The organism is Cellulomonas avistercoris (assembly GCF_014836445.1).
GTDB lineage: Bacteria > Actinomycetota > Actinomycetes > Actinomycetales > Cellulomonadaceae > Cellulomonas > Cellulomonas avistercoris.
On the sequence record NZ_JACSQV010000001.1, the window covers coordinates 212087 to 231996 of the forward strand.

17 protein-coding genes and 1 riboswitch are annotated in these 19910 nt (G+C 75.1%); all 17 genes read left to right on the top strand.

The genetic code is table 11. The annotated features are described in order from the left end of the window. The first annotated feature begins 160 nt into the window (after positions 1-160). The 17 genes from pyrR (at position 161) to rpe (ending at position 19679) form a co-directional block, all read left to right on the top strand. The gene (gene pyrR / locus H9657_RS00985; protein ID WP_191779429.1) at positions 161-760 is read left to right on the top strand and encodes a bifunctional pyr operon transcriptional regulator/uracil phosphoribosyltransferase PyrR; all 600 of its coding nucleotides are present in this window, start codon (positions 161-163) and stop codon (positions 758-760) included. Next, complete coding sequence (locus H9657_RS00990) at positions 757-1812, top strand: aspartate carbamoyltransferase catalytic subunit (protein ID WP_191779432.1); 1056 nt, start codon at positions 757-759, stop codon at positions 1810-1812. Before pyrR ends, H9657_RS00990 begins: the two co-directional genes overlap by 4 nt. Continuing rightward, the gene (locus H9657_RS00995) at positions 1809-3137 is read left to right on the top strand and encodes a dihydroorotase (RefSeq protein WP_191779434.1); all 1329 of its coding nucleotides are present in this window, start codon (positions 1809-1811) and stop codon (positions 3135-3137) included. The genes H9657_RS00990 and H9657_RS00995 overlap by 4 nt, the downstream gene beginning before the upstream one ends. Beyond that, positions 3137-3685 carry a PH-like domain-containing protein gene (locus H9657_RS01000; RefSeq protein WP_191779436.1) on the top strand — a complete coding sequence of 183 codons (549 nt, stop codon included), beginning with the start codon at positions 3137-3139 and terminating at the stop codon, positions 3683-3685. Before H9657_RS00995 ends, H9657_RS01000 begins: the two co-directional genes overlap by 1 nt. Next, on the top strand, positions 3682-4902 hold the full coding sequence (carA, locus tag H9657_RS01005; RefSeq protein WP_191779438.1) for a glutamine-hydrolyzing carbamoyl-phosphate synthase small subunit: 1221 nt from the start codon (positions 3682-3684) through the stop codon (positions 4900-4902). The genes H9657_RS01000 and carA overlap by 4 nt, the downstream gene beginning before the upstream one ends. Next, entirely contained in the window at positions 4902-8240 is a 3339-nt protein-coding gene (gene carB, locus H9657_RS01010; RefSeq protein ID WP_191779440.1) for a carbamoyl-phosphate synthase large subunit, read from the top strand. Before carA ends, carB begins: the two co-directional genes overlap by 1 nt. After that, a complete protein-coding gene (pyrF, locus tag H9657_RS01015; protein WP_191779442.1) occupies positions 8237-9085 on the top strand; it encodes an orotidine-5'-phosphate decarboxylase in 849 nt (282 codons plus the stop codon). Before carB ends, pyrF begins: the two co-directional genes overlap by 4 nt. Before the next feature lie 198 nt (positions 9086-9283). Beyond that, positions 9284-10198 carry a hypothetical protein gene (locus tag H9657_RS01020; RefSeq protein ID WP_191779444.1) on the top strand — a complete coding sequence of 305 codons (915 nt, stop codon included), beginning with the start codon at positions 9284-9286 and terminating at the stop codon, positions 10196-10198. A 136-nt stretch (positions 10199-10334) separates the two neighbouring features. After that, positions 10335-10646: an integration host factor, actinobacterial type gene (gene mihF / locus H9657_RS01025; RefSeq protein WP_191779445.1), complete on the top strand. Its 312-nt coding sequence runs from the start codon at positions 10335-10337 to the stop codon at positions 10644-10646. Positions 10647-10751: 105 nt separating this feature from the next. Next, on the top strand, positions 10752-11318 hold the full coding sequence (gmk, locus tag H9657_RS01030; protein WP_191779447.1) for a guanylate kinase: 567 nt from the start codon (positions 10752-10754) through the stop codon (positions 11316-11318). A 136-nt stretch (positions 11319-11454) separates the two neighbouring features. Further along, positions 11455-11721 carry a DNA-directed RNA polymerase subunit omega gene (gene rpoZ, locus H9657_RS01035; RefSeq protein ID WP_191779449.1) on the top strand — a complete coding sequence of 89 codons (267 nt, stop codon included), beginning with the start codon at positions 11455-11457 and terminating at the stop codon, positions 11719-11721. Positions 11722-11730: 9 nt separating this feature from the next. After that, positions 11731-12981: a bifunctional phosphopantothenoylcysteine decarboxylase/phosphopantothenate--cysteine ligase CoaBC gene (gene coaBC / locus H9657_RS01040; RefSeq protein ID WP_191779451.1), complete on the top strand. Its 1251-nt coding sequence runs from the start codon at positions 11731-11733 to the stop codon at positions 12979-12981. Further along, positions 12978-14177, top strand: a complete 1200-nt coding sequence (metK, locus tag H9657_RS01045) for a methionine adenosyltransferase (RefSeq protein ID WP_191779453.1) — start codon at positions 12978-12980, stop codon at positions 14175-14177. The genes coaBC and metK overlap by 4 nt, the downstream gene beginning before the upstream one ends. Before the next feature lie 76 nt (positions 14178-14253). Further along, complete coding sequence (locus tag H9657_RS01050; protein ID WP_191779455.1) at positions 14254-16398, top strand: primosomal protein N'; 2145 nt, start codon at positions 14254-14256, stop codon at positions 16396-16398. A gap of 39 nt (positions 16399-16437) precedes the next feature. Beyond that, complete coding sequence (gene fmt / locus H9657_RS01055; RefSeq protein ID WP_191779457.1) at positions 16438-17409, top strand: methionyl-tRNA formyltransferase; 972 nt, start codon at positions 16438-16440, stop codon at positions 17407-17409. Continuing rightward, positions 17406-18941, top strand: a complete 1536-nt coding sequence (locus tag H9657_RS01060; RefSeq protein ID WP_191779458.1) for an RsmB/NOP family class I SAM-dependent RNA methyltransferase — start codon at positions 17406-17408, stop codon at positions 18939-18941. Before fmt ends, H9657_RS01060 begins: the two co-directional genes overlap by 4 nt. 66 nt (positions 18942-19007) lie before the next feature. Then, positions 19008-19679, top strand: coding sequence for a ribulose-phosphate 3-epimerase (gene rpe, locus H9657_RS01065; RefSeq protein ID WP_191779460.1), 672 nt, complete (start codon positions 19008-19010; stop codon positions 19677-19679). Between the two features lie 67 nt (positions 19680-19746). Continuing rightward, positions 19747-19880: riboswitch (FMN riboswitch) on the top strand. The last annotated feature ends 30 nt before the right edge of the window (positions 19881-19910 follow it).

Sequence of the window (19910 nt, forward strand, 5' to 3'; positions counted from 1 at the left end):
ACGGCAACCGGGTGACGCCCACCCGCCCGTCCGGCCGCACCCCGGGCGTGCCGCGCGTCACGTCGCGCCGTGCGGGGGCGATGCCACGGGCGACGGTAGGGTGGGCGGTGAGCAATCTCCCTTTAAGCCCGTCCTGTGAGGCGGGGAAGGAGTCGCACGCATGAGCACTGGCACGCCCACGTCCACGTCCGGGGGGTCTGACCCCGCGCACGCGGCGCCCGGCACCACCGTCCTCGGTGCCGACGACATCGCCCGCGCGCTGACCCGCATCGCGCACGAGGTGGTGGAGCGCAACAAGGGCGTCGACGACGTCGTCCTGCTGGGCATCCCCACGCGCGGCCTCCCGCTCGCCCGCCGCCTCGCGCAGCGGCTGGAGCAGGTCGAGAACGTGCCGGCCGCGGACCTCGTCGGCAGCCTCGACGTGACGATGCACCGCGACGACCTGGCGCACCAGCCGACCCGCACGATCGGCGAGACGTACGTCCCCGGCGACGGCATCGACGGGCGGGTCGTCGTGCTCGTGGACGACGTCCTGTACTCGGGGCGCACGATCCGCGCCGCGCTCGACGCCATCAGCGACCTCGGCCGGCCCCGCGCCGTGCAGCTCGCCGTCCTCGTCGACCGGGGGCACCGCGAGCTCCCCATCCGCGCCGACTACGTCGGCAAGAACCTGCCCACCGCGTCGGCCGAGCGTGTCCGGGTCCTGCTGTCCGAGACCGACGGCGAGGACCGCGTGGTCATCGAGGGGGGCGTGCGATGAGGCACCTGCTCTCCGCGGCGGACCTCGACCTCACCGAGGCCGTCCGCGTGCTCGACACGGCGGCCCAGATGGCCGCGACGCAGGCCCGCGAGATCAAGAAGCTCCCGACGCTGCGCGGCCGCACCGTCGTCAACCTCTTCTTCGAGGACTCGACGCGCACCCGCATCTCGTTCGAGACCGCCGCCAAGCGCCTGTCGGCCGACGTCATCAACTTCTCCGCCAAGGGGTCGAGCGTCTCCAAGGGCGAGTCGCTCAAGGACACCGCCCTGACGCTGCAGGCGATGGGTGCGGACGCGGTGGTGATCCGGCACCCGGCCTCCGGCGCGCCGCACACGCTCGCGCACGGGGGCTGGACCCGCGGGGCCGTCGTCAACGCCGGTGACGGCATGCACCAGCACCCGACCCAGGCGCTGCTCGACGCCTACACGCTGCGCCGCCACCTCGTGGGCGACGGCGGTCGGGCGGACGCGACGGGTCGTGACCTCGCCGGCGTGCACGTCGCGATCGTGGGTGACGTGCTGCACAGCCGCGTGGCGCGGTCCAACGTCCAGCTGCTGCGCACGCTCGGCGCGCGCGTCACCCTCGTGGCGCCCCCGACGCTCGTGCCCGTCGGCGTGCACGCCTGGCCCGCGGAGGTGTCGTACGACCTCGACGAGGTGCTCGCGACCGGTCCCGACGCCGTGATGATGCTGCGGGTGCAGCGCGAGCGGATGTCGAGCGCGGGCGGCGGGTTCTTCCCCAGCCCGCTCGAGTACTCGCGGGGCTACGGTCTGGACGCCCGGCGGCTGGCCGTGCTGCCCGACCACGCCGTCGTGCTGCACCCCGGTCCGATGAACCGTGGCCTGGAGATCTCGGCGGACGCGGCCGACTCGCCGCGCGCCGTGATCGTCGAGCAGGTCGCCAACGGTGTCGCGGTGCGCATGGCGGTGCTGTACCTGCTGCTGGCGGGCGGCGAGCCGGCACGCGGACGTGACGACGCGGCGGGTACGCCGGCGGCGGAGGGGCAGGAGCGCACGGAGATGCGCACGGACGAGACGAGGACGCACGCGTGACGACGTATCTGCTGACCGGGGCCCGGCCGCTGGGCGGGGACCCGACCGACATGCTGATCGCCGACGGCGTGGTGGCCGCGATGGGCGCGGACGCGCGACGGGGCGGCGCGGACGCGCGGACGGGTGGCGCGGACGTCGTCGTCGACGCCGCCGGCCTCGTCCTGCTCCCCGGGCTGGTCGACCTCCACACGCACCTGCGCGAGCCGGGCCGCGAGGACGCCGAGACCGTCGAGTCCGGGACCCGCGCGGCCGCGCTCGGCGGGTTCACGGCCGTGCACGCGATGGCGAACACGACGCCCACGCAGGACACCGCGGGCGTCGTCGAGCAGGTCTGGCGCCTGGGTCGCGACGCGGGCTGGTGCGACGTGCACCCGGTCGGCGCGGTGACCGTGGGGCTGGCGGGGGAGCGCCTCGCGGAGCTGTCGGCGATGGCGCGGTCCGCCGCGGCGGTGCGCGTCTTCTCGGACGACGGCAAGTGCGTGCACGACCCCGTCGTGATGCGCCGCGCGCTGGAGTACGTCAAGGCGTTCGACGGGGTCGTCGCGCAGCACGCCCAGGAGCCGCGGCTCACGGAGGGCGCGCAGATGCACGAGGGCGTGATCTCCGCCGAGCTGGGCCTGACGGGCTGGCCCGCCGTGGCGGAGGAGGCGATCGTCGCGCGCGACGTCCTGCTCGCGGAGCACGTCGGGTCCCGCCTGCACGTGCTGCACCTGTCCACCGCGGGCTCGGTCGAGATCGTGCGGTGGGCCAAGGCGCGGGGCATCGACGTGACGGCCGAGGTGACGCCGCACCACCTCATGCTCACCGACGACCTCGTGCGCGGCTACGACCCGCGCTTCAAGGTGAACCCGCCGCTGCGCACGGCCGCCGACGTCGAGGCGGTCCGCGAGGGGCTGGCCGACGGCACGATCGACACCGTGGGCACCGACCACGCACCGCACGCGCGGGAGGACAAGGACTGCGAGTGGGGCGCGGCCGCCTTCGGCATGACGGGCCTGGAGACGGCGCTGTCCGTCGTGCAGGCGACCATGGTCGACACCGGCCGGCTGACCTGGGCGGACGTCGCACGGGTCATGTCGACCGCGCCCGCACGCATCGGGCGCGTGGCCGGCCACGGCCGGCCGGTCGCGGTCGGCGAGCCCGCCAACCTCACGCTCGTCGACCCGGCCGCGCGTCGCGTCGTCGTCCCGGAGGAGCAGGCGACCGCCAGCGTCAACTCCCCGTTCGCAGGCCGCGAGCTGCCCGGCCGCGTGGTCGCCACGTTCCTGCGCGGGCGCGCGACCGTGCTCGACGGCGCACCCGTCGAGCGGGGGGTGCACGTCTGATGCCCGTCTGGCTCTCCGTCACGGTCCTGGCCGCGCTCGCGCTGCTGGGCCTGTGGGGCATGTGGCACGGCTGGCAGGCGCGCGGACGGCGGACCTCGGCCCTCGTGCCGAGCCTGCCCGACGTGCCCGGCACGCTCGGCGCCCCGCTCACGGACGACGTCGAGGCGGTCTACGTCTCCTCGACGCGCTCGGGCGACTGGCTCGACCGCGTCGTGGCCCACGACCTGGGCGTGCGCAGCCCGGCACGCGTGCGGGTCCACGCGGACGGCGTGCTCGTCGCCCGCACGGGCGCGCGCGACGTCTGGGTCCCCGCCGGTGCGCTGCGCGCCGTCGGCACGACGAGCGGGCAGGCCGGCAAGTTCGTCGGCCGCGACGAGCTCGTCGTCCTCACCTGGGTGCCCGACGCCACGACGGGCACCGCCATCGACACCGCGCTGCAGGTGCGCCACGACGACGCACGCCCCGCGCTGCTCGCCGCCGCGCGCACCCTGGCAGCGCCCACCGACACCGACACGGCGCCGCCCGCGGCGCAGGAGGAGCAGGCATGAGCGACGCGATCCTCGTCCTCGAGGACGGCCGCACGTTCGCCGGGCGGGCCTACGGGGCCACCGGACGGACCGTCGGCGAGATCGTCTTCAACACCGGCATGACGGGCTACCAGGAGACCCTGACGGACCCGTCGTACCACCGGCAGATCGTCGTGATGACGGCGCCCCACATCGGCAACACGGGTGTGAACGACGAGGACCCCGAGTCCTCCCGCATCTGGGTGGCGGGCTACGTCGTGCGCGACCCCGCGCGGCGCTCGTCGAGCTGGCGTGCGCGTCGGTCCCTCGACGAGGACCTCGTCGCGCAGGGGGTCGTCGGCATCAGCGACGTCGACACCCGCGCGCTCACGCGGCACCTGCGCGAGCGCGGGGTCATGCGCGCCGGCATCTTCTCGGGCGACGCGCTCGTGCGTCCCGAGGGTGAGCGACGCCCTGTGGACGAGCTGGTCGACGAGGTGCTGGCCGCGCCGCAGATGGCCGGGGCCGACCTGGCGGGGGAGGTCAGCGTCGACGAGTCGTACGTCGTGCGCGCCCTGGACGCGGACGGCGCTCCTCTGGACGCCCCCCGCGCGCGCGTCGCGGCGGTCGACCTCGGCATCAAGTCGATGACGCCGCAGCGTCTGGCGGAGCGCGGCGTCGAGGTGCACGTGCTCCCCGCGACGTCGTCGATCGAGGACGTGCTCGCGGTGCAGCCGGACGGCGTGTTCTTCTCGAACGGACCCGGCGACCCGTCGGCGGCGCGCCACGAGATCGACGTGCTGCGCGGCGTGCTGGACCGGCGGATCCCGTTCTTCGGCATCTGCTACGGCAACCAGCTCTTCGGCCGCGCGCTCGGCTTCGGCACGTACAAGCTGCGCTACGGGCACCGCGGCGTGAACCAGCCCGTCGTCGACCGCACGACCGGCAAGGTGGAGATCACGGCCCACAACCACGGCTTCGCCGTGGACGCCCCGCTGGACGGTGAGACGGCCGCACCCTTCGACGGCGGACGCTACGGGCGCGTGCGGGTGTCGCACGTCGACCTCAACGACGACGTCGTCGAGGGCCTCGAGGCGCTCGACCTGCCCGCGTTCTCCGTGCAGTACCACCCGGAGGCGGCCGCCGGACCGCACGACGCCGCCTACCTGTTCGACCGCTTCCTCGACCTCATGACCACGCACCGCGACGGCACCGGCTCGGCCGCGGACGCCGCCACCACCGGAAAGGGCGCCGCCTGATGCCGCGTCGCGACGACCTGAAGTCCGTCCTCGTCATCGGCTCCGGCCCGATCGTCATCGGGCAGGCCTGCGAGTTCGACTACTCCGGCACGCAGGCGTGCCGCGTGCTGAAGGAGGAGGGCCTGCGGGTCGTCCTCGTCAACTCCAACCCCGCCACGATCATGACCGACCCGGAGTTCGCCGACGCCACGTACGTCGAGCCGATCACCACCGAGGTCCTGACGTCGATCATCGCCAAGGAGCGCCCCGACGCGCTCCTGCCGACCCTGGGCGGCCAGACCGCGCTCAACGCGGCGATCGCGCTCGACGAGGCGGGCGTGCTGGAGAAGTACGACGTCGAGCTCATCGGCGCGAACATCGCGGCGATCCAGAAGGGTGAGGACCGCCAGGCGTTCAAGGAGGTCGTGGCGATCGCGGGCGGCGAGTCCGCGCGCTCGGTCATCATCCACACGGTCGACGAGGCGCTCGTCGCGGCCGAGGACCTCGGGTACCCGATGGTCGTGCGGCCGTCGTTCACCATGGGCGGTCTGGGCTCCGGCCTCGCGTACGACGAGGCGGACCTGCGCCGGATCGTCGGGCAGGGCCTGCACTACTCGCCGACCACCGAGGTGCTCCTGGAGGAGTCGATCCTCGGCTGGAAGGAGTACGAGCTCGAGCTCATGCGCGACAAGCACGACAACGTCGTGGTCGTCTGCTCGATCGAGAACGTCGACCCCGTGGGCGTGCACACCGGCGACTCGGTGACGGTCGCGCCGGCGCTCACGCTCACCGACCGCGAGTACCAGCGGCTGCGCGACATCAGCATCGCGGTCATCCGCGAGGTCGGCGTCGACACCGGCGGCTGCAACATCCAGTTCGCGGTGCACCCCGACACCGGGCGCGTCATCGTCATCGAGATGAACCCGCGCGTGTCGCGGTCCTCCGCGCTCGCGTCGAAGGCGACGGGCTTCCCGATCGCCAAGATCGCCGCGAAGCTCGCGATCGGCTACACGCTGGACGAGATCCCCAACGACATCACGCGCTCGACGCCCGCGTCGTTCGAGCCGACGCTCGACTACGTCGTCGTCAAGGTCCCGCGCTTCGCGTTCGAGAAGTTCCCCGCCGCGGACGACACGCTCACCACGACCATGAAGTCCGTGGGCGAGGCCATGGCGATGGGCCGCAACTTCACCGAGGCGCTCGGCAAGGCGATGCGGTCGCTCGACAAGAGCGGCTCCACGTTCCACTGGGACGGCGAGCCGGCCACGGGCGAGGAGCTCGAGGCCCTCGTCGCGACGATCTCGCGGCCCACCGAGCACCGGCTCGTCGACGTGCAGCAGGTGCTGCGCGCAGGGGTGTCCGTGGACGACGTGTACGCCCGCACCGGCATCGACCCGTGGTTCCTGGACCAGGTGCAGCTCGTCAACGAGGTCGCGCGGGCCACGGCCGACGCGCCGGCGCTGACGACCGACGTGCTCGTGCACGCCAAGCGGCACGGGCTGTCGGACACGCAGGTCGCGTCGCTGCGGCAGACCAGCGAGGACGCGGTGCGACGCACGCGCTGGGCGCTGGGCGTACGGCCCGTCTACAAGACGGTCGACACGTGCGCGGCGGAGTTCGAGGCCCGCACGCCGTACCACTACTCGTCGTACGACGAGGAGACCGAGGTGCGGCCCCGCGACCGCCCCGCCGTGCTCATCCTGGGCTCGGGACCGAACCGCATCGGTCAGGGCATCGAGTTCGACTACTCGTGCGTGCACGCCGCGCTGGCCCTCAAGGGCGAGTACGAGACGGTGATGGTCAACTGCAACCCGGAGACCGTCTCGACGGACTACGACACGGCCGACCGCCTCTACTTCGAGCCGCTGACCTTCGAGGACGTCCTCGAGGTCTACGAGGCCGAGCTCGCGGCCGGTCCGGTCGCGGGGCTCATCGTGACGCTCGGCGGTCAGACCCCGCTGTCGCTCGCGCAGCGGCTGTCCGACGCCGGGCTGCCCATCCTGGGCACGCAGCCCGAGGCGATCGACGCCGCGGAGGACCGCGGCGAGTTCGGCGCGGTCCTCGCCGCCGCGGGCCTGCCCGCACCCGCGTTCGGCACGGCGACCAACCTCGAGGCCGCGCGTGAGACGGCCCGCCGGATCGGCTTCCCGGTCCTCGTGCGCCCGTCGTACGTGCTCGGCGGACGCGGCATGGAGATCGTCTACGACGAGGCGCAGCTGACCGAGTACGTCGATCGCGCGATCGCCGAGCAGCTGGGCGGCGACCGCGGCGGGAGCCTGCCGCCGCTGCTCATCGACCGGTTCCTCGACGACGCGATCGAGATCGACGTCGACGCGCTCTACGACGGCACCGAGCTGTACCTCGGCGGCGTGATGGAGCACATCGAGGAGGCCGGCGTGCACTCCGGCGACTCGGCCTGCGTGCTGCCTCCCGTCACCCTGTCGGTGTCGGAGCTCGGCCGGATCCGCGACTCCACCGAGGCGATCGCGCGGGGGGTCGGGGTGCGCGGGCTCCTCAACATCCAGTTCGCGCTCGTGTCCGACGTGCTCTACGTGCTGGAGGCCAACCCGCGCGCGTCGCGCACGGCTCCGTTCGTCTCCAAGGCCACAGGCGTCTCGCTCGCCAAGGCCGCGGCGCTGGTCATGACGGGCCGGACGATCGCGCAGCTGCGCGAGCAGGGTGTCCTGCCCGCGACCGACGCGAGCGTCGTCGACCTCGACGCGCCGATCGCGGTCAAGGAGGCCGTGCTGCCGTTCAAGCGGTTCCGCACGGCCGACGGGACCGTCGTCGACACCGTGCTCGGCCCGGAGATGCGGTCGACGGGCGAGGTCATGGGCTTCGACGTGGACTTCCCGACCGCGTTCGCCAAGTCGCAGGCCGCGGCGTTCGGCGGGCTGCCGACCGGTGGCCGCGTGTTCATCTCGGTGGCCGACCGTGACAAGCGCTCGATCGTCTTCCCGGTGAAGCGCCTCGTCGAGCTCGGGTTCGAGGTCCTGGCGACGGAAGGGACGTCGGCCGTGCTGCGACGCAGCGGCATCGTCGCGCGCATCGTGCGCAAGCACTCGGCCGGTCGCGGCCCGGACGGTGAGCCGACGATCGTCGACCTCATCTCCGCCGGCGAGATCGACATGGTCGTCAACACCCCGTCGGGGCAGGGCGCTCGGGCCGACGGCTACGAGATCCGTGCCGCCACCACCGCGGCCGACAAGGCGATCGTCACGACGGTCCAGCAGCTCGGTGCCGCCGTGCAGGCGATCGAGGCCCGGCAGGCGGGTCCGTTCACGGTCACGAGCCTGCAGGAGCACGACGCCGCGGCCGCGGCGCGGCGGGCGGCCCGGGACGCGGCGGTGGTCGCGTGACGGGCGCGCCGTTCGGCGCGCGCCTCGCGGCGGCCATGGACGCGCACGGGCCCCTGTGCGTCGGGATCGACCCCCACTCGTCGCTCCTCGCCGAATGGGGCCTGCCCGACGACGCGACGGGCGTGCGCGAGTTCGCGCTGCGGGTCCTGGAGGCCGTCGCGGGCCGGGTCGCGGCGGTCAAGCCGCAGGCGGCCTTCTTCGAGCGGCACGGCTCCGCGGGTGTCGCGGTGCTCGAGGAGGTCGTCGCGGTCGGCCGCCAGACCGGGACGCTCGTCGTGGTGGACGCCAAGCGGGGTGACATCGGCTCCACCATGGGCGCCTACGCCGACGCGTTCCTGCGGGACGGCTCGCCGCTCGCCGGTGACGCGCTGACCGTCTCGCCCTACCTCGGGTTCGGCTCCCTCGACCCGGCCGTCGACCTCGCGCTGGCGACGGGCCGCGGGCTGTTCGTGCTGTGCCTCACCTCCAACAAGGAGGGGCACGAGGTGCAGCACGCGCGGACGCCGGAGGGCGTGAGCGTCGCGGCGACGATGGCCGCACGAGCCGCCGAGATCAACGCCGGGGCGGTGCCGCTCGGTTCGGTCGGGCTGGTGGTCGGTGCGACGGTGGGCGACGCCGCGGTGCGTGCGGGCGTCGACCTGACGCGCGTCAACGGCCCGCTGCTGGCGCCCGGGGTGGGCGCGCAGGGCGCCGGCGCGGCCGAGCTGAGCCGGGTGTTCGGTGCAGCTCGGCACCAGGTGCTGGCCTCGTCCAGCAGGGGAGTGCTCCGGGCAGGCCCGGACGTGGACGCGCTGCGTGCGGCGGCGCTCCGCGCGAGCTCCGAGGCGGCCGCAGCCCTGCGCTGATCGGGCGTCGGGTGCGCCGGGCGGGCGCTTTCGTGGCTGTCGATGGCAGACAATAACGGAACCTAGCGCCGAAACGCGCTAGAGAACTGACCACAGGGGCCGCCTAACGGCGGCCCCGCAGGGACCAACGAACGACCCAGAGCGCGGGGGCCGGTCGCGCCGGCGTCCGATGTCCGAGCCGGTCGCTAGGGTGCGGACGTGCCGAGCGACGCGACCGTGGAACAGGCGGTGGGTCGGTACCTCGGGCTGCTGGGGGACCGCCACCCGAGTACCGCGCGCGCCTACCGCTGGGCGCTGACGAACCTGCGGGACGTCGTGGGGGAGCAGGGGCTGTCCCACGTGCTCGGCGGCGAGGTGCTGGGCCTGTGGCTCGTGTCGCCGACGGGCGCCGGGCGGGAGCCGTCGGCGGCGTCCGTGCGGCAGCGCGCGACCGCCGCGCGCGGGCTGGTGCGGTTCACGGCGGACGCACGGCTCGTCGACGCGGCCACCGCGGACGCCGCGCTCGCCGTGCTCCGACGGCCGGCTACCCCACCCGTCGTGCGTGACACGGCTCCCGCTCGTCTGCTCCTCGCGCGCGCCGAGGGGCGACGTCCCCACGGCGTCTCGTGGCACGTCTGGGTCCGGTTCCGCGCGCACGCGCTGACCCTCGCCGACACCGGTGCGACCGAGCGCGACCTGGCGCGGGCGTGCGTGACGGACCTCGCCGCCGACCGCACGGCTCTCGTGCTGGGAGGGACGGCGCACGAGTGGGGCGAGTCGACGCGCCATGCCGTCACGACGTGGCTCTCGTCACGCGAGCAGCTGGTCGCGACGCTCCAGGGCAGCCCGCCGCCGCAGCTCTGGGTACGGGCGCACCCCTCGGTCCACCCGCGGACCGGAGCGGTCGCGGCCGTCGGCATGCCCATCACCGCACGAGGGCTGCGCAAGGCGTTCCAGGACGTGGTCGCGGCGCTCGTCGACGGCGACCCCCGCCTGGCGACCTGCACCGTCGCCCACGTACGGGCCCTCGCGCCCGTCAGGACCGTGGCCCGGGGCGAGCCCGTGGCGCCCGCCCTCCGCCGTCCGGAGCGCCCTCCGGAGAGCTCTCCGGAGGGCGTCGTGGAGCAGGTCTGACCGGCGTCGGCGCAGGTCCAGGCGCGACACGCGACCCGCCCGCGTTGCCGAGCGGCAGTCCCGTCGCTAGTTTCGTCTTCAGATCCCGCGCATCGGCGACAAGGATCTCCGGCCCAGTGACGAGAAGGTGAAGCGCGTGGCTCTTCCTCCGCTGACTCCCGAACAACGAGCCGCCGCGCTCGAGAAGGCTGCCGCGGCGCGGCAGGCCCGTGCCGAGGTGAAGAACCGCCTCAAGTACTCGCAGGGTTCCCTGTCCGAGGTGATCGAGCAGGGACAGCGGGACGAGACGATCGGCAAGCTCAAGGTCGCCGCCCTGCTGGAGTCCCTTCCCGGTGTGGGGAAGGTCAAGGCCCGTGCGATCATGTCCGAGATCGGCATCTCGGAGACGCGTCGGGTGCGTGGCCTCGGCCCGCACCAGGTGAAGGCGCTCGTCGACCGGTTCGGCTGAGCGTCCCGTGAGCCCCACGGCGCCCCGTCCGAAGCCGGCCGGGGCGCCGTCTCATGTCCGGGAAACGCCGGACGTCCATCCCTGATCTGGAGCGGTGCACCACCCATGACCACCACGCCGGCACGGCTCACCGTGCTCGCCGGACCGACAGCCGTGGGCAAGGGGACGGTCTCGGCCGACATCCGCGCCCGGTACCCCCAGGTCTGGCTCTCCGTCTCGATGACGACCCGCGAGCCGCGACCGGGCGAGGTGGACGGTCTGCACTACCACTTCGTGTCGTCCCAGCGCTTCGACGAGATGGTGGCGCGCGGCGAGCTGCTCGAGTGGGCGGTCGTGCACGGCCGCAACCGGTACGGCACGCCCCGTGGGCCGGTCCTCGAGCGGCTCGCCGCAGGGGAGCCCGCGCTCCTGGAGATCGACCTGCAGGGCGCGCGCCAGGTGCGCGAGTCCATGCCGGACGCGCGGTTCGTGTTCCTCGCCCCGCCGTCCTGGGACGAGCTCGTCCGGCGGCTCGTCGGCCGGGGGACCGAGGGCGAGGAGGAGCGCGAGCGCCGGCTCGCCACCGCGCGTGTCGAGCTGGCCGCGGAGCCGGAGTTCGACCACGTCGTCGTGAACGACGACGTCCACCGCGCCACCGACGAGCTGGTGCGGCTCATGGGCGTCGTCGTCTGACCTGCGGGGCGGGGCGTCCCTGCCCGACCGGGTACGATGGGGCCGACTGCGCCGCTCGCCGCCCGAGCATCATCCCGGGCGATCGCCCGCGGCGCCTGCGAACCCGCACCACTCTCCGACAGGACGGGAGTCCTCCGTGTCCGGAACCGTTGCCGCCCCCACGGGCATCACCGACCCGCCGATCGACCGCCTCCTCGAGCGCACCGACTCGAAGTACGCGCTCGTGCTCTTCTCCTCGAAGCGCGCGCGGCAGATCAACGCCTACTACGCCCAGCTCAACGAGGGCCTGCTCGAGTACGTCGGGCCGCTCGTCGAGACGCGCCCGCAGGAGAAGCCGCTGTCGATCGCGATGCGCGAGATCGACGCCGGCCTCCTCACGTCGGAGCCGGTCGAGGGCGACTGACCCTCCGTCATGCGCATCGTCCTCGGCGTCGCGGGCGGCATCGCCGCCTACAAGGCGGTCCTGCTGCTGCGGCTCCTGCGCGAGCAGGGCCATGCCGTCCGCGTCGTCCCGACGCGCTCGTCCCTCGAGTTCGTCGGGCGCGCGACGTGGGAGGCCCTCTCGGGTGAACCCGTCACCACCGACGTGTTCGAGGACGTCGACCAGGTCGCCCACGTCGCCGTCGGCAAGGGCGCGGAGCTCCTCGTCGTCGCGCCGGCCACGGCCGACCTGCTGGCCCGTGCGGCCGCGGGGCGCGCGGACGACCTGCTGACCGCGACGCTGCTCGTCGCACGCTGCCCCGTGCTGCTGGCGCCCGCGATGCACACGGAGATGTGGGACCACCCCGCGACGGTCGCCAACGTCGCGACGCTGCGTGCGCGCGGTGTCCACGTGCTGGAGCCCGCATCCGGGCGCCTGACGGGCCAGGACTCCGGCCCCGGGCGCCTGCCCGAGCCCGAGGAGATCGCCGCGGCCGCGCTCGCGCTCCTGGCGCCGGCACGCCCGGCGGACCTGTCGGGTCGGCGCGTGGTGGTGTCGGCAGGCGGGACCCGCGAGGCGCTGGACCCCGTGCGGTTCCTGGGCAACCGGTCCTCCGGCCGCCAGGGCGTCGCCCTCGCGCAGGCCGCGACCGAGCGTGGCGCCCTCGTCACGCTCGTGGCCGCCAACGTCGGTACCGAGGTGCTCGCGGGGCTGAGCCGCGGCGTCGACGTCGTGCCCGTCGAGTCGGGCGAGGACCTGCGCCGCGCCGTCCGGGACGCCGCACGCGCCGCCGACGTCGTCGTCATGGCCGCCGCGATCGCGGACTACCGCCCCGCGACCGCGTCGGACAGCAAGCTCAAGAAGTCGGGCGGTGGCACCACGCTGACGCTCGTCGAGACGACGGACGTGCTGCGCGAGCTGGTCACGGACCCGCCGCGCCGCGGGCAGGTTGTCGTGGGGTTCGCCGCCGAGACCGGGGACTCCGAGGGCTCGGTCCTCGACCACGCGCGCGCCAAGGCGGTCCGCAAGGGCGCCGACCTGCTCGTCGTCAACCCCGTCGGTGACGGTCGCGGCTTCGGCACGTCCACCAACGACGTCACCGTGGTCGACGGCTCCGGTGACGTCGTCACGACGGCGTCGGGCACCAAGCTCGAGGTCTCGCACGCGATCTGGGACGTCGTGGTCCCGGTCCTGGACGGTCGTGCGGCGCAGACCGGCGACGCCGTTAGCATGCGCGCATGACCTCCTCGCACCTCCGCCTGTTCACCTCGGAGTCGGTGACGGAGGGGCACCCCGACAAGATCTGCGACCAGATCTCCGACGCGATCCTCGACGCCATCCTCGAGCAGGACCCGACGGCCCGGGTGGCGGTGGAGACCATGGTCACCACGGGTCTCGTGCACGTCGCAGGCGAGGTGACGACGTCGGCGTACGTCGAGATCCCGCAGATCGTCCGTGAGGTGGTCCGGGGGATCGGGTACACCTCGTCGCTCATCGGGTTCGACGGCGACTCGTGCGGCGTGTCGGTGTCGATCGGGCAGCAGTCGCCCGACATCGCGGCGGGCGTCGACAAGGCGATCGAGGTGCGGCAGGACGACCGCGACCTCGACCCGCTCGACCTGCAGGGCGCCGGCGACCAGGGACTCATGTTCGGGTACGCCAGCGACGAGACGCCCACGCTGCTGCCGCTGCCGATCTGGCTGGCCCACCGCCTCGCCGAGCGGCTCGCGCAGGTGCGCAAGGACGGCACGCTGGCGGGCCTGCGGCCCGACGGCAAGACCCAGGTGACCGTCGGCTACGACGGGGACACCCCCGTCTCGCTCGACACGGTGGTGCTGTCCACGCAGCACGAGCCGAACCTGGCGGAGTCGACGCTCGCGGCTCAGGTCGCCGAGCTGGTCGTGGCCCCCGTGCTCGCGGACGCGGGGATCGACACCTCGGCCCACCGCCTGCTCGTCAACCCCACGGGCCAGTTCGTCATCGGCGGCCCCCAGGGCGACGCAGGGCTGACGGGTCGCAAGATCATCGTCGACACGTACGGCGGCATGGCGCGCCACGGCGGCGGTGCGTTCTCCGGCAAGGACCCGTCGAAGGTGGACCGGTCGGCCGCGTACGCGATGCGCTGGGTCGCCAAGAACGTCGTGGCCGCCGGGCTGGCCCGGCGTTGCGAGGTGCAGGTCGCGTACGCGATCGGCAAGGCGCACCCGGTCGGCCTGTACGTCGAGACGTTCGGGACGGGGACCGTGTCGGACGACCGGCTCACGCAGGCGATCACGGACGTCTTCGACCTGCGACCCGCCGCGATCATCCGCGACCTCGACCTGCTGCGGCCGGTGTACCGGCGCACGGCCGCCTACGGCCACTTCGGGCGTGAGCTGCCGGAGTTCACGTGGGAGCGGACCGACCGCACGGCCCACCTCCTGTCGGCCCTCGGCTGACTCCGCCCGCGCGGAGCACGTGCGCGGCGGCGCACCCGGCGGCCCGTCGCCGCCCGTGTCCGCGCGGCGTGGTGGGATGGCACCCGTGACCGACGTCCTGCCCCCCGAGCAGCCCGCGCTGGCGGGCCTCGAGGTGCCTCAGGCGCGACGTCGACGTGTCGCGGCACCGCCCGGCCCTGCCGCGCGGCTGCCGGTGGCGCGCGTGTGCGTCGACCTCGCACCGCCCCACCTCGACCGGCCGTTCGAGTACGTGGTCCCCGAGACGCTCGACGCGGCCGCGCAGCCCGGCGTCCGGGTCAAGGTGAGGTTCGCCGGGCAGGACGTCGACGGCTGGCTCCTGGAACGTGTCGACCACGCCACGCACGAGGGGCGTCTGCTGCCCGTGCGACGCGTCGTGTCGCGCGAGCCCGTCGTCGCACCGTCGGTCGCGCGCCTGGCACGCGCGGTCGCGGACCGCTGGGCGGGCACGCTCGCGGACGTCCTGCGCCTCGCCGTCCCGCCCCGGCACGCGCGCGTCGAGGGCGAGCCGCGCCCGGGCGACGACGGCACGGCACCCGGCCGGGACGACGCACCGCCGGCCGCTGCCGCCGTCGACGGCCAGCCCGTGGCCGCGCCGCCGACGGCGCCGGCGTGGGACGCCTACCGAGGCGGCCCGGCCTTCCTGCGGCACGTGGCGTCCGGCGGTGCCCCGCGCGCGGTGTGGACCGCCCTGCCCGGCAGCGGCGAGCACCGCTGGGCCGCCGCGGTCGCCCAGGCGGTCGCGACGTGCGTGCACGGCGGTCGCGGTGCTCTCGTGGTGGTGCCCGACGGGCGCGACGTCGACCGGGTGTGCGCCGCGCTGGCGGACGCGGGACTCGCGGACGTGGCCGACGGCGGTGTCGTCGCGCGCCTCGTGGCCGACGACGGACCGGCGGCCCGCTACCGCGCCTTCCTGGCGGCGCTGCGCGGTCGCGCCCGCGTCGTGGTGGGGACGCGCGCGTCGGCGTTCGCGCCCGTGGCGGACCTCGGCCTCGCCGTCTGCTGGGACGACGGCGACCTCCAGCACGCCGAGCCGCGCGCGCCGTACCCGCACGTGCGCGAGGTCCTCGCGCTGCGGTCCGAGCTCGAGGGAGCCGCGCTGCTCGTCGGCGGGCACGCGCGCACGGTCGAGGCGCAGCAGCTGGTCGTGTCGGGGTGGGCGCGCGAGGTCGTCGCGGACCGCGCGGTCGTCCGGGCGCGCACGGCGCGGGTCACGGCGCTGACGAGCGTCGAGCTGGCGCGCGAGGGCCCCGCCGCGGCAGCGCGTCTGCCCGGGCCGGCGTGGCGCGTCCTGCGCGACGCCCTGCTCGCGGGTCCCGTCCTGGTCCAGGTCCCACGCGCCGGCTACGTGCCGGTGGTGGCCTGCGTCCGCTGCCGGACGCCCGCCCGCTGCAGCACGTGCCACGGGCCCCTGGGCCTGACCAGCGGTGACGGGCCGCCGTCCTGCGGCTGGTGCGGCCGGCTGGCCGCCGACCGGCGGTGCGACGAGTGCGGCGCGTCCGGCCTGCGCTCCGTGCGCGTGGGGTCCGAGCGCACCGCCGAGGAGCTCGGGCGCGCCTTCCCCGGCGTCACCGTCCGCGTCTCGGGGGCACGCGCGGCCGGTGGCGTCCTCGCCGAGGTGCCGGACCGCCCCGCGCTCGTCGTCGCGACCCCGGGCGCCGAGCCGCATGCGCCGTCCGGCTACGCGGCGGCGGTGCTGCTCGACGCCGCGGTCGCCAGCGCGGGCGAGCGGCTGGGCGCCGAGGTCGACGCGCTGCGCCGGTGGCTGGGCGCCGCCGCACTGGTCCGGCCCACGGGCGAGGGCGGCCAGGTGCTGCTCGTCGGCGACGGCGCGGCCCGCCCCACGCAGGCGCTGGTGCGGTGGGACCCCGCGGGGCTCGCGGAGCGCGAGCTCGACGAGCGCCGAGGGCTCCGGCTACCGCCCGCCGTGCGTGTCGCGGCGCTCACGGGCACGCGGGACGCGGTCGCGGCGGTCGTCACGCGCGTGGACGTCCCGGTCCTGGAGGTGCTCGGACCCGTGCCCCTGCCCGTCGACGACCGGGACGGCCCGGCGCTGGAGCCCGAGGTCCGCACGCTGCTGCGGGTGCCCCCGAGCGACGGAGCGGCCCTCGCACGGGCGGTCGCGGCGTCGGTCGCGATCCGGAGCGCACGTCGCGAGGGCGGCACGGTCCGTGTCCAGGTGGACCCTGCCGACCTCCTGTGAGAGCCAAGGGGACCGCTCCCGCGACCTAGGATCGAGCCCATGCGTCTGCTCTTCGCGGGAAGCCCCGCGGCCGCCGTGCCCTCGCTCGAAGCCCTCCTGGGATCCCGGCACGAGGTGGTCGCCGTCCTGACGCGACCCGACGCGCGCGTCGGGCGCGGGCGGACGCTGCAGCCCTCGGCGGTCGCGGCCGTCGCGCGCGACCGCGGCCTGCCGGTGCTCACGCCGACGACGCTGCGGGACCCGGACGTGGTCGCGCAGATCGCCGGGCTCGGCGTCGACGCGGCGCCCGTCGTGGCCTACGGCGTGCTCGTGCCCCGCGACCTGCTGGACGTGCCCACGCACGGGTGGGTCAACCTGCACTTCTCCGTGCTGCCCGCGTGGCGGGGCGCCGCACCCGTGCAGCACGCGCTCATGGCGGGTGACGAGGTGACGGGTGCCTCGACGTTCCGGCTCGAGGAGGGCCTGGACACCGGGCCCGTGTACGGGACCCTGACCGAGACGATCCGACCGACCGACACGTCGGGCGACCTGCTGGGCCGGTTGTCGACCGCCGGTGCCGAGCTGCTCGTGCGGACCCTCGACGCGCTCGAGGACGGCGTCCTCGAGGCGGTGCCGCAGCCCACGGACGGCGTGAGCCACGCGCCCAAGCTCACGAGCGTCGACGCGCGTGTCCGGTGGACGCACCCGTCGCACGTCGTGGACCGCCGGATCCGCGGCTGCACGCCCGCCCCCGGCGCCTGGACGACCCTGCCGGACGGTCAGCGCCTCGTCCTCGGCCCCGTACGCCCCGTGCCGGAGGTGACCGACCTGCGCCCGGGCGAGCTGCGCGCCGACAAGCGCGAGGTGCTCGTCGGCACCGGGTCGGGAGCCGTGCGGCTGGGGGACGTCACACCGCCGGGCAAGCGGCCGATGCCGGCCGCCGACTGGGCCCGCGGCGCACGCCCCGCGGCCGCGACCGTGCTGGGGCTCGACGCCGGCACGACAGCAGCAGCGACGGCGGACGCCCGATGAGCGGCGACGAGCGGCGCGGCCGCGACGACCGCACGCAGGACGCCCGCCGCGACGCGCGCGGACGCCAGCGCGGCGAGGCCCGCGCCCAGGGCCGTGCCGGGCGCACCACGGCCGCACCGGCGAACCGGGCGCGAGCGGGGGACGCCGCGCGCGGCGCCGCCTACGACACGCTGCGCGCCGTCGAGGGGTCCGACGCCTACGCGAACCTCGTCCTGCCGCCGCTGCTCCGCGAGCGCCGCATCGCGGGGCGCGACGCGGGGTTCGCCACCGAGCTCGCCTACGGGACGCTGCGCCTGCAGGGCCGCTACGACGCGGTCCTCGCGCAGGCGTCGTCCCGCCCGCTCGACCAGGTGGACCGTCCCGTGCTCGACGTCCTGCGGCTCGGCGCCCACCAGCTGCTCGGCATGCGGGTCGCCCCGCACGCCGCGGTGTCCGAGACGGTCGGGCTCGCCCGCGAGCGCGTGGGCGCCGGTGCGGCGCAGTTCGTCAACGCGGTGCTGCGTCGGGTGGCGGAGCACCCGCTGGAGGTGTGGCTCACGCGCATCGGTGACGCGGCGGACCCGGGCGGCCAGGACGCGGTGGCGCGGCTGGCGGTCGTCGAGAGCCACCCGGCGTGGGTCGTGCGGGCGATGCGCGAGTCCCTCGTCGGGTCGGGCCGGTCGGCCGACGAGCTGGGGGCCCTGCTGGCCGCGGACAACCTCGCGCCGCGCGTGACGCTCGTGGCGCGTCCCGGTCTGGTGTCGGCCGACGAGGTCGCGGAGCAGACGGGCGCGCAGCCCGCGGGGCTGGCCCCGACGGCGCTCGTGATGTCGGGCGGCGACCCGGGGGACGTGCCGGCGGTGCGGGCGGGTCTGGCGGGTGTGCAGGACGAGGGGTCGCAGCTCGTGACGCTCGCGCTGGTGGCCGCTCCCGTGGAGGGGGCGGACGAGCGGTGGCTCGACCTGTGCGCGGGCCCGGGCGGCAAGGCGGCGCTGCTGGGTGCGCTGGCGGCGCAGCGGGGGGCGCGGCTCGTGGCGAACGAGGTGCAGCCGCACCGCGTGCGGCTGGTCGAGCAGGCGCTGCGCGCGGTGCCGCGCGACGCGGTCGAGGAGGTGCGCACGGGCGACGGGCGTCGCGTGGGGGAGCAGGAGCCCGCGTCGTACGACCGTGTGCTGGTGGACGCGCCGTGCACCGGGCTGGGTGCGTTGCGACGGCGTCCGGAGTCCCGCTGGCGGCGGACGCCGGCGGACCTGGCGACGTTGAGCGCGCTGCAGCGTGAGCTCCTGGCGTCGGCGATCGCGGCGGTGCGGCCGGGGGGAGTGGTGGGGTACGTGACGTGCTCGCCGCACCTGGCGGAGACGCAGCTGGTGGTGCTGGACGCGGTGCGGGCCGCGGCGCGTGCGGGGACGGCGGTGGAGGTGCTGGAGGCGGCGCCCGTGGTGGCGCAGGTCGCGCCCGCGTGGGAGCCGGTGGGCGGTCGCCGCGACGTGCAGCTGTGGCCGCACGTGCACGGCACGGACGCGATGCACCTGACGCTCCTGCGGCGGGTGTGAGGGCTGGTGGGGCGGCGCGCGGTCGCGGGCGCGCGGTCGCGGGTGCGGGCTGGGTAGCGTGGGCCCGTGGCTCCCGTCCTGATCAACCCGAGCATCCTGTCCGCCGACTTCGCGAACCTCGAGCGTGACCTGCAGCTGATCGCGTCGGCGGACTACGCGCACGTGGACGTGATGGACCAGCACTTCGTGCCGAACCTGACGATCGGCCTGCCGGTGGTGCGTCGGCTCGCCGAGGTGAGCCCGGTGCCTCTGGACGTGCACCTGATGATCGAGGACGCGGACCGGTGGGCGCCGCAGTACGCCGAGGCGGGCGCGGCCTCGGTCACGTTCCACGCGGAGGCGGCGCAGGCGCCGGTGCGCCTGGCGCGTGAGCTGCGTGCGGGCGGTGTGCGCGCGGCGGTCGCGCTGCGCCCGGCGACGCCCGTCGAGCCGTTCCTCGACCTGCTGGCCGAGGTCGACATGGTGCTCGTGATGACGGTCGAGCCGGGTTTCGGTGGTCAGGCGTTCATCGAGGGGACGTTGGCCAAGGTGCGCCGGACGCGTGCCGCGATCGACGCGGGCGGTGCCGCGACCTGGGTGCAGGTGGACGGGGGCGTGTCGCGCGACACGATCGGGCGCATCGCACGGGCGGGGGCCAACGCGTTCGTCGCGGGGTCGGCGGTGTACGGCGCGCAGGACGTGCCGGGGGAGATCGCGGCGCTGCGGCGCCTGGCGGAGCACCCGGTGGTCGAGGCCTGAGCCTCGTCGCGCGCGTGGACGTCGCGCAGTCAGGAATGCGGGCTGTGGCATCATCGTTGACGAACACACACGTGCTCCGGGGTCGGTGAAAGTCCGAGCCGGCGGTGACAGTCCGCGACCCGTGAGCCCCGCGAGGGGTGAGCGGTTGACCTGGTGGAACTCCAGGACCGACGGTGAAAGTCCGGATGGGAGGAGACGCGTGCGCGGTGCGCCCCAGGCGTGCCGTGCCGG

Coding starts and splice junctions, on each gene's coding strand:
- H9657_RS00990 (WP_191779432.1), top strand. CDS start 757: ATGAGGCACCTGCTCTCCGCGGCGGACCTCGACCTCACCGAGGCCGTC.
- carB (WP_191779440.1), top strand. CDS start 4,902: ATGCCGCGTCGCGACGACCTGAAGTCCGTCCTCGTCATCGGCTCCGGC.
- H9657_RS01060 (WP_191779458.1), top strand. CDS start 17,406: ATGAGCGGCGACGAGCGGCGCGGCCGCGACGACCGCACGCAGGACGCC.
- fmt (WP_191779457.1), top strand. CDS start 16,438: ATGCGTCTGCTCTTCGCGGGAAGCCCCGCGGCCGCCGTGCCCTCGCTC.
- H9657_RS01050 (WP_191779455.1), top strand. CDS start 14,254: ATGGCACCCGTGACCGACGTCCTGCCCCCCGAGCAGCCCGCGCTGGCG.
- coaBC (WP_191779451.1), top strand. CDS start 11,731: ATGCGCATCGTCCTCGGCGTCGCGGGCGGCATCGCCGCCTACAAGGCG.
- metK (WP_191779453.1), top strand. CDS start 12,978: ATGACCTCCTCGCACCTCCGCCTGTTCACCTCGGAGTCGGTGACGGAG.
- pyrR (WP_191779429.1), top strand. CDS start 161: ATGAGCACTGGCACGCCCACGTCCACGTCCGGGGGGTCTGACCCCGCG.
- H9657_RS01000 (WP_191779436.1), top strand. CDS start 3,137: ATGCCCGTCTGGCTCTCCGTCACGGTCCTGGCCGCGCTCGCGCTGCTG.
- carA (WP_191779438.1), top strand. CDS start 3,682: ATGAGCGACGCGATCCTCGTCCTCGAGGACGGCCGCACGTTCGCCGGG.
- gmk (WP_191779447.1), top strand. CDS start 10,752: ATGACCACCACGCCGGCACGGCTCACCGTGCTCGCCGGACCGACAGCC.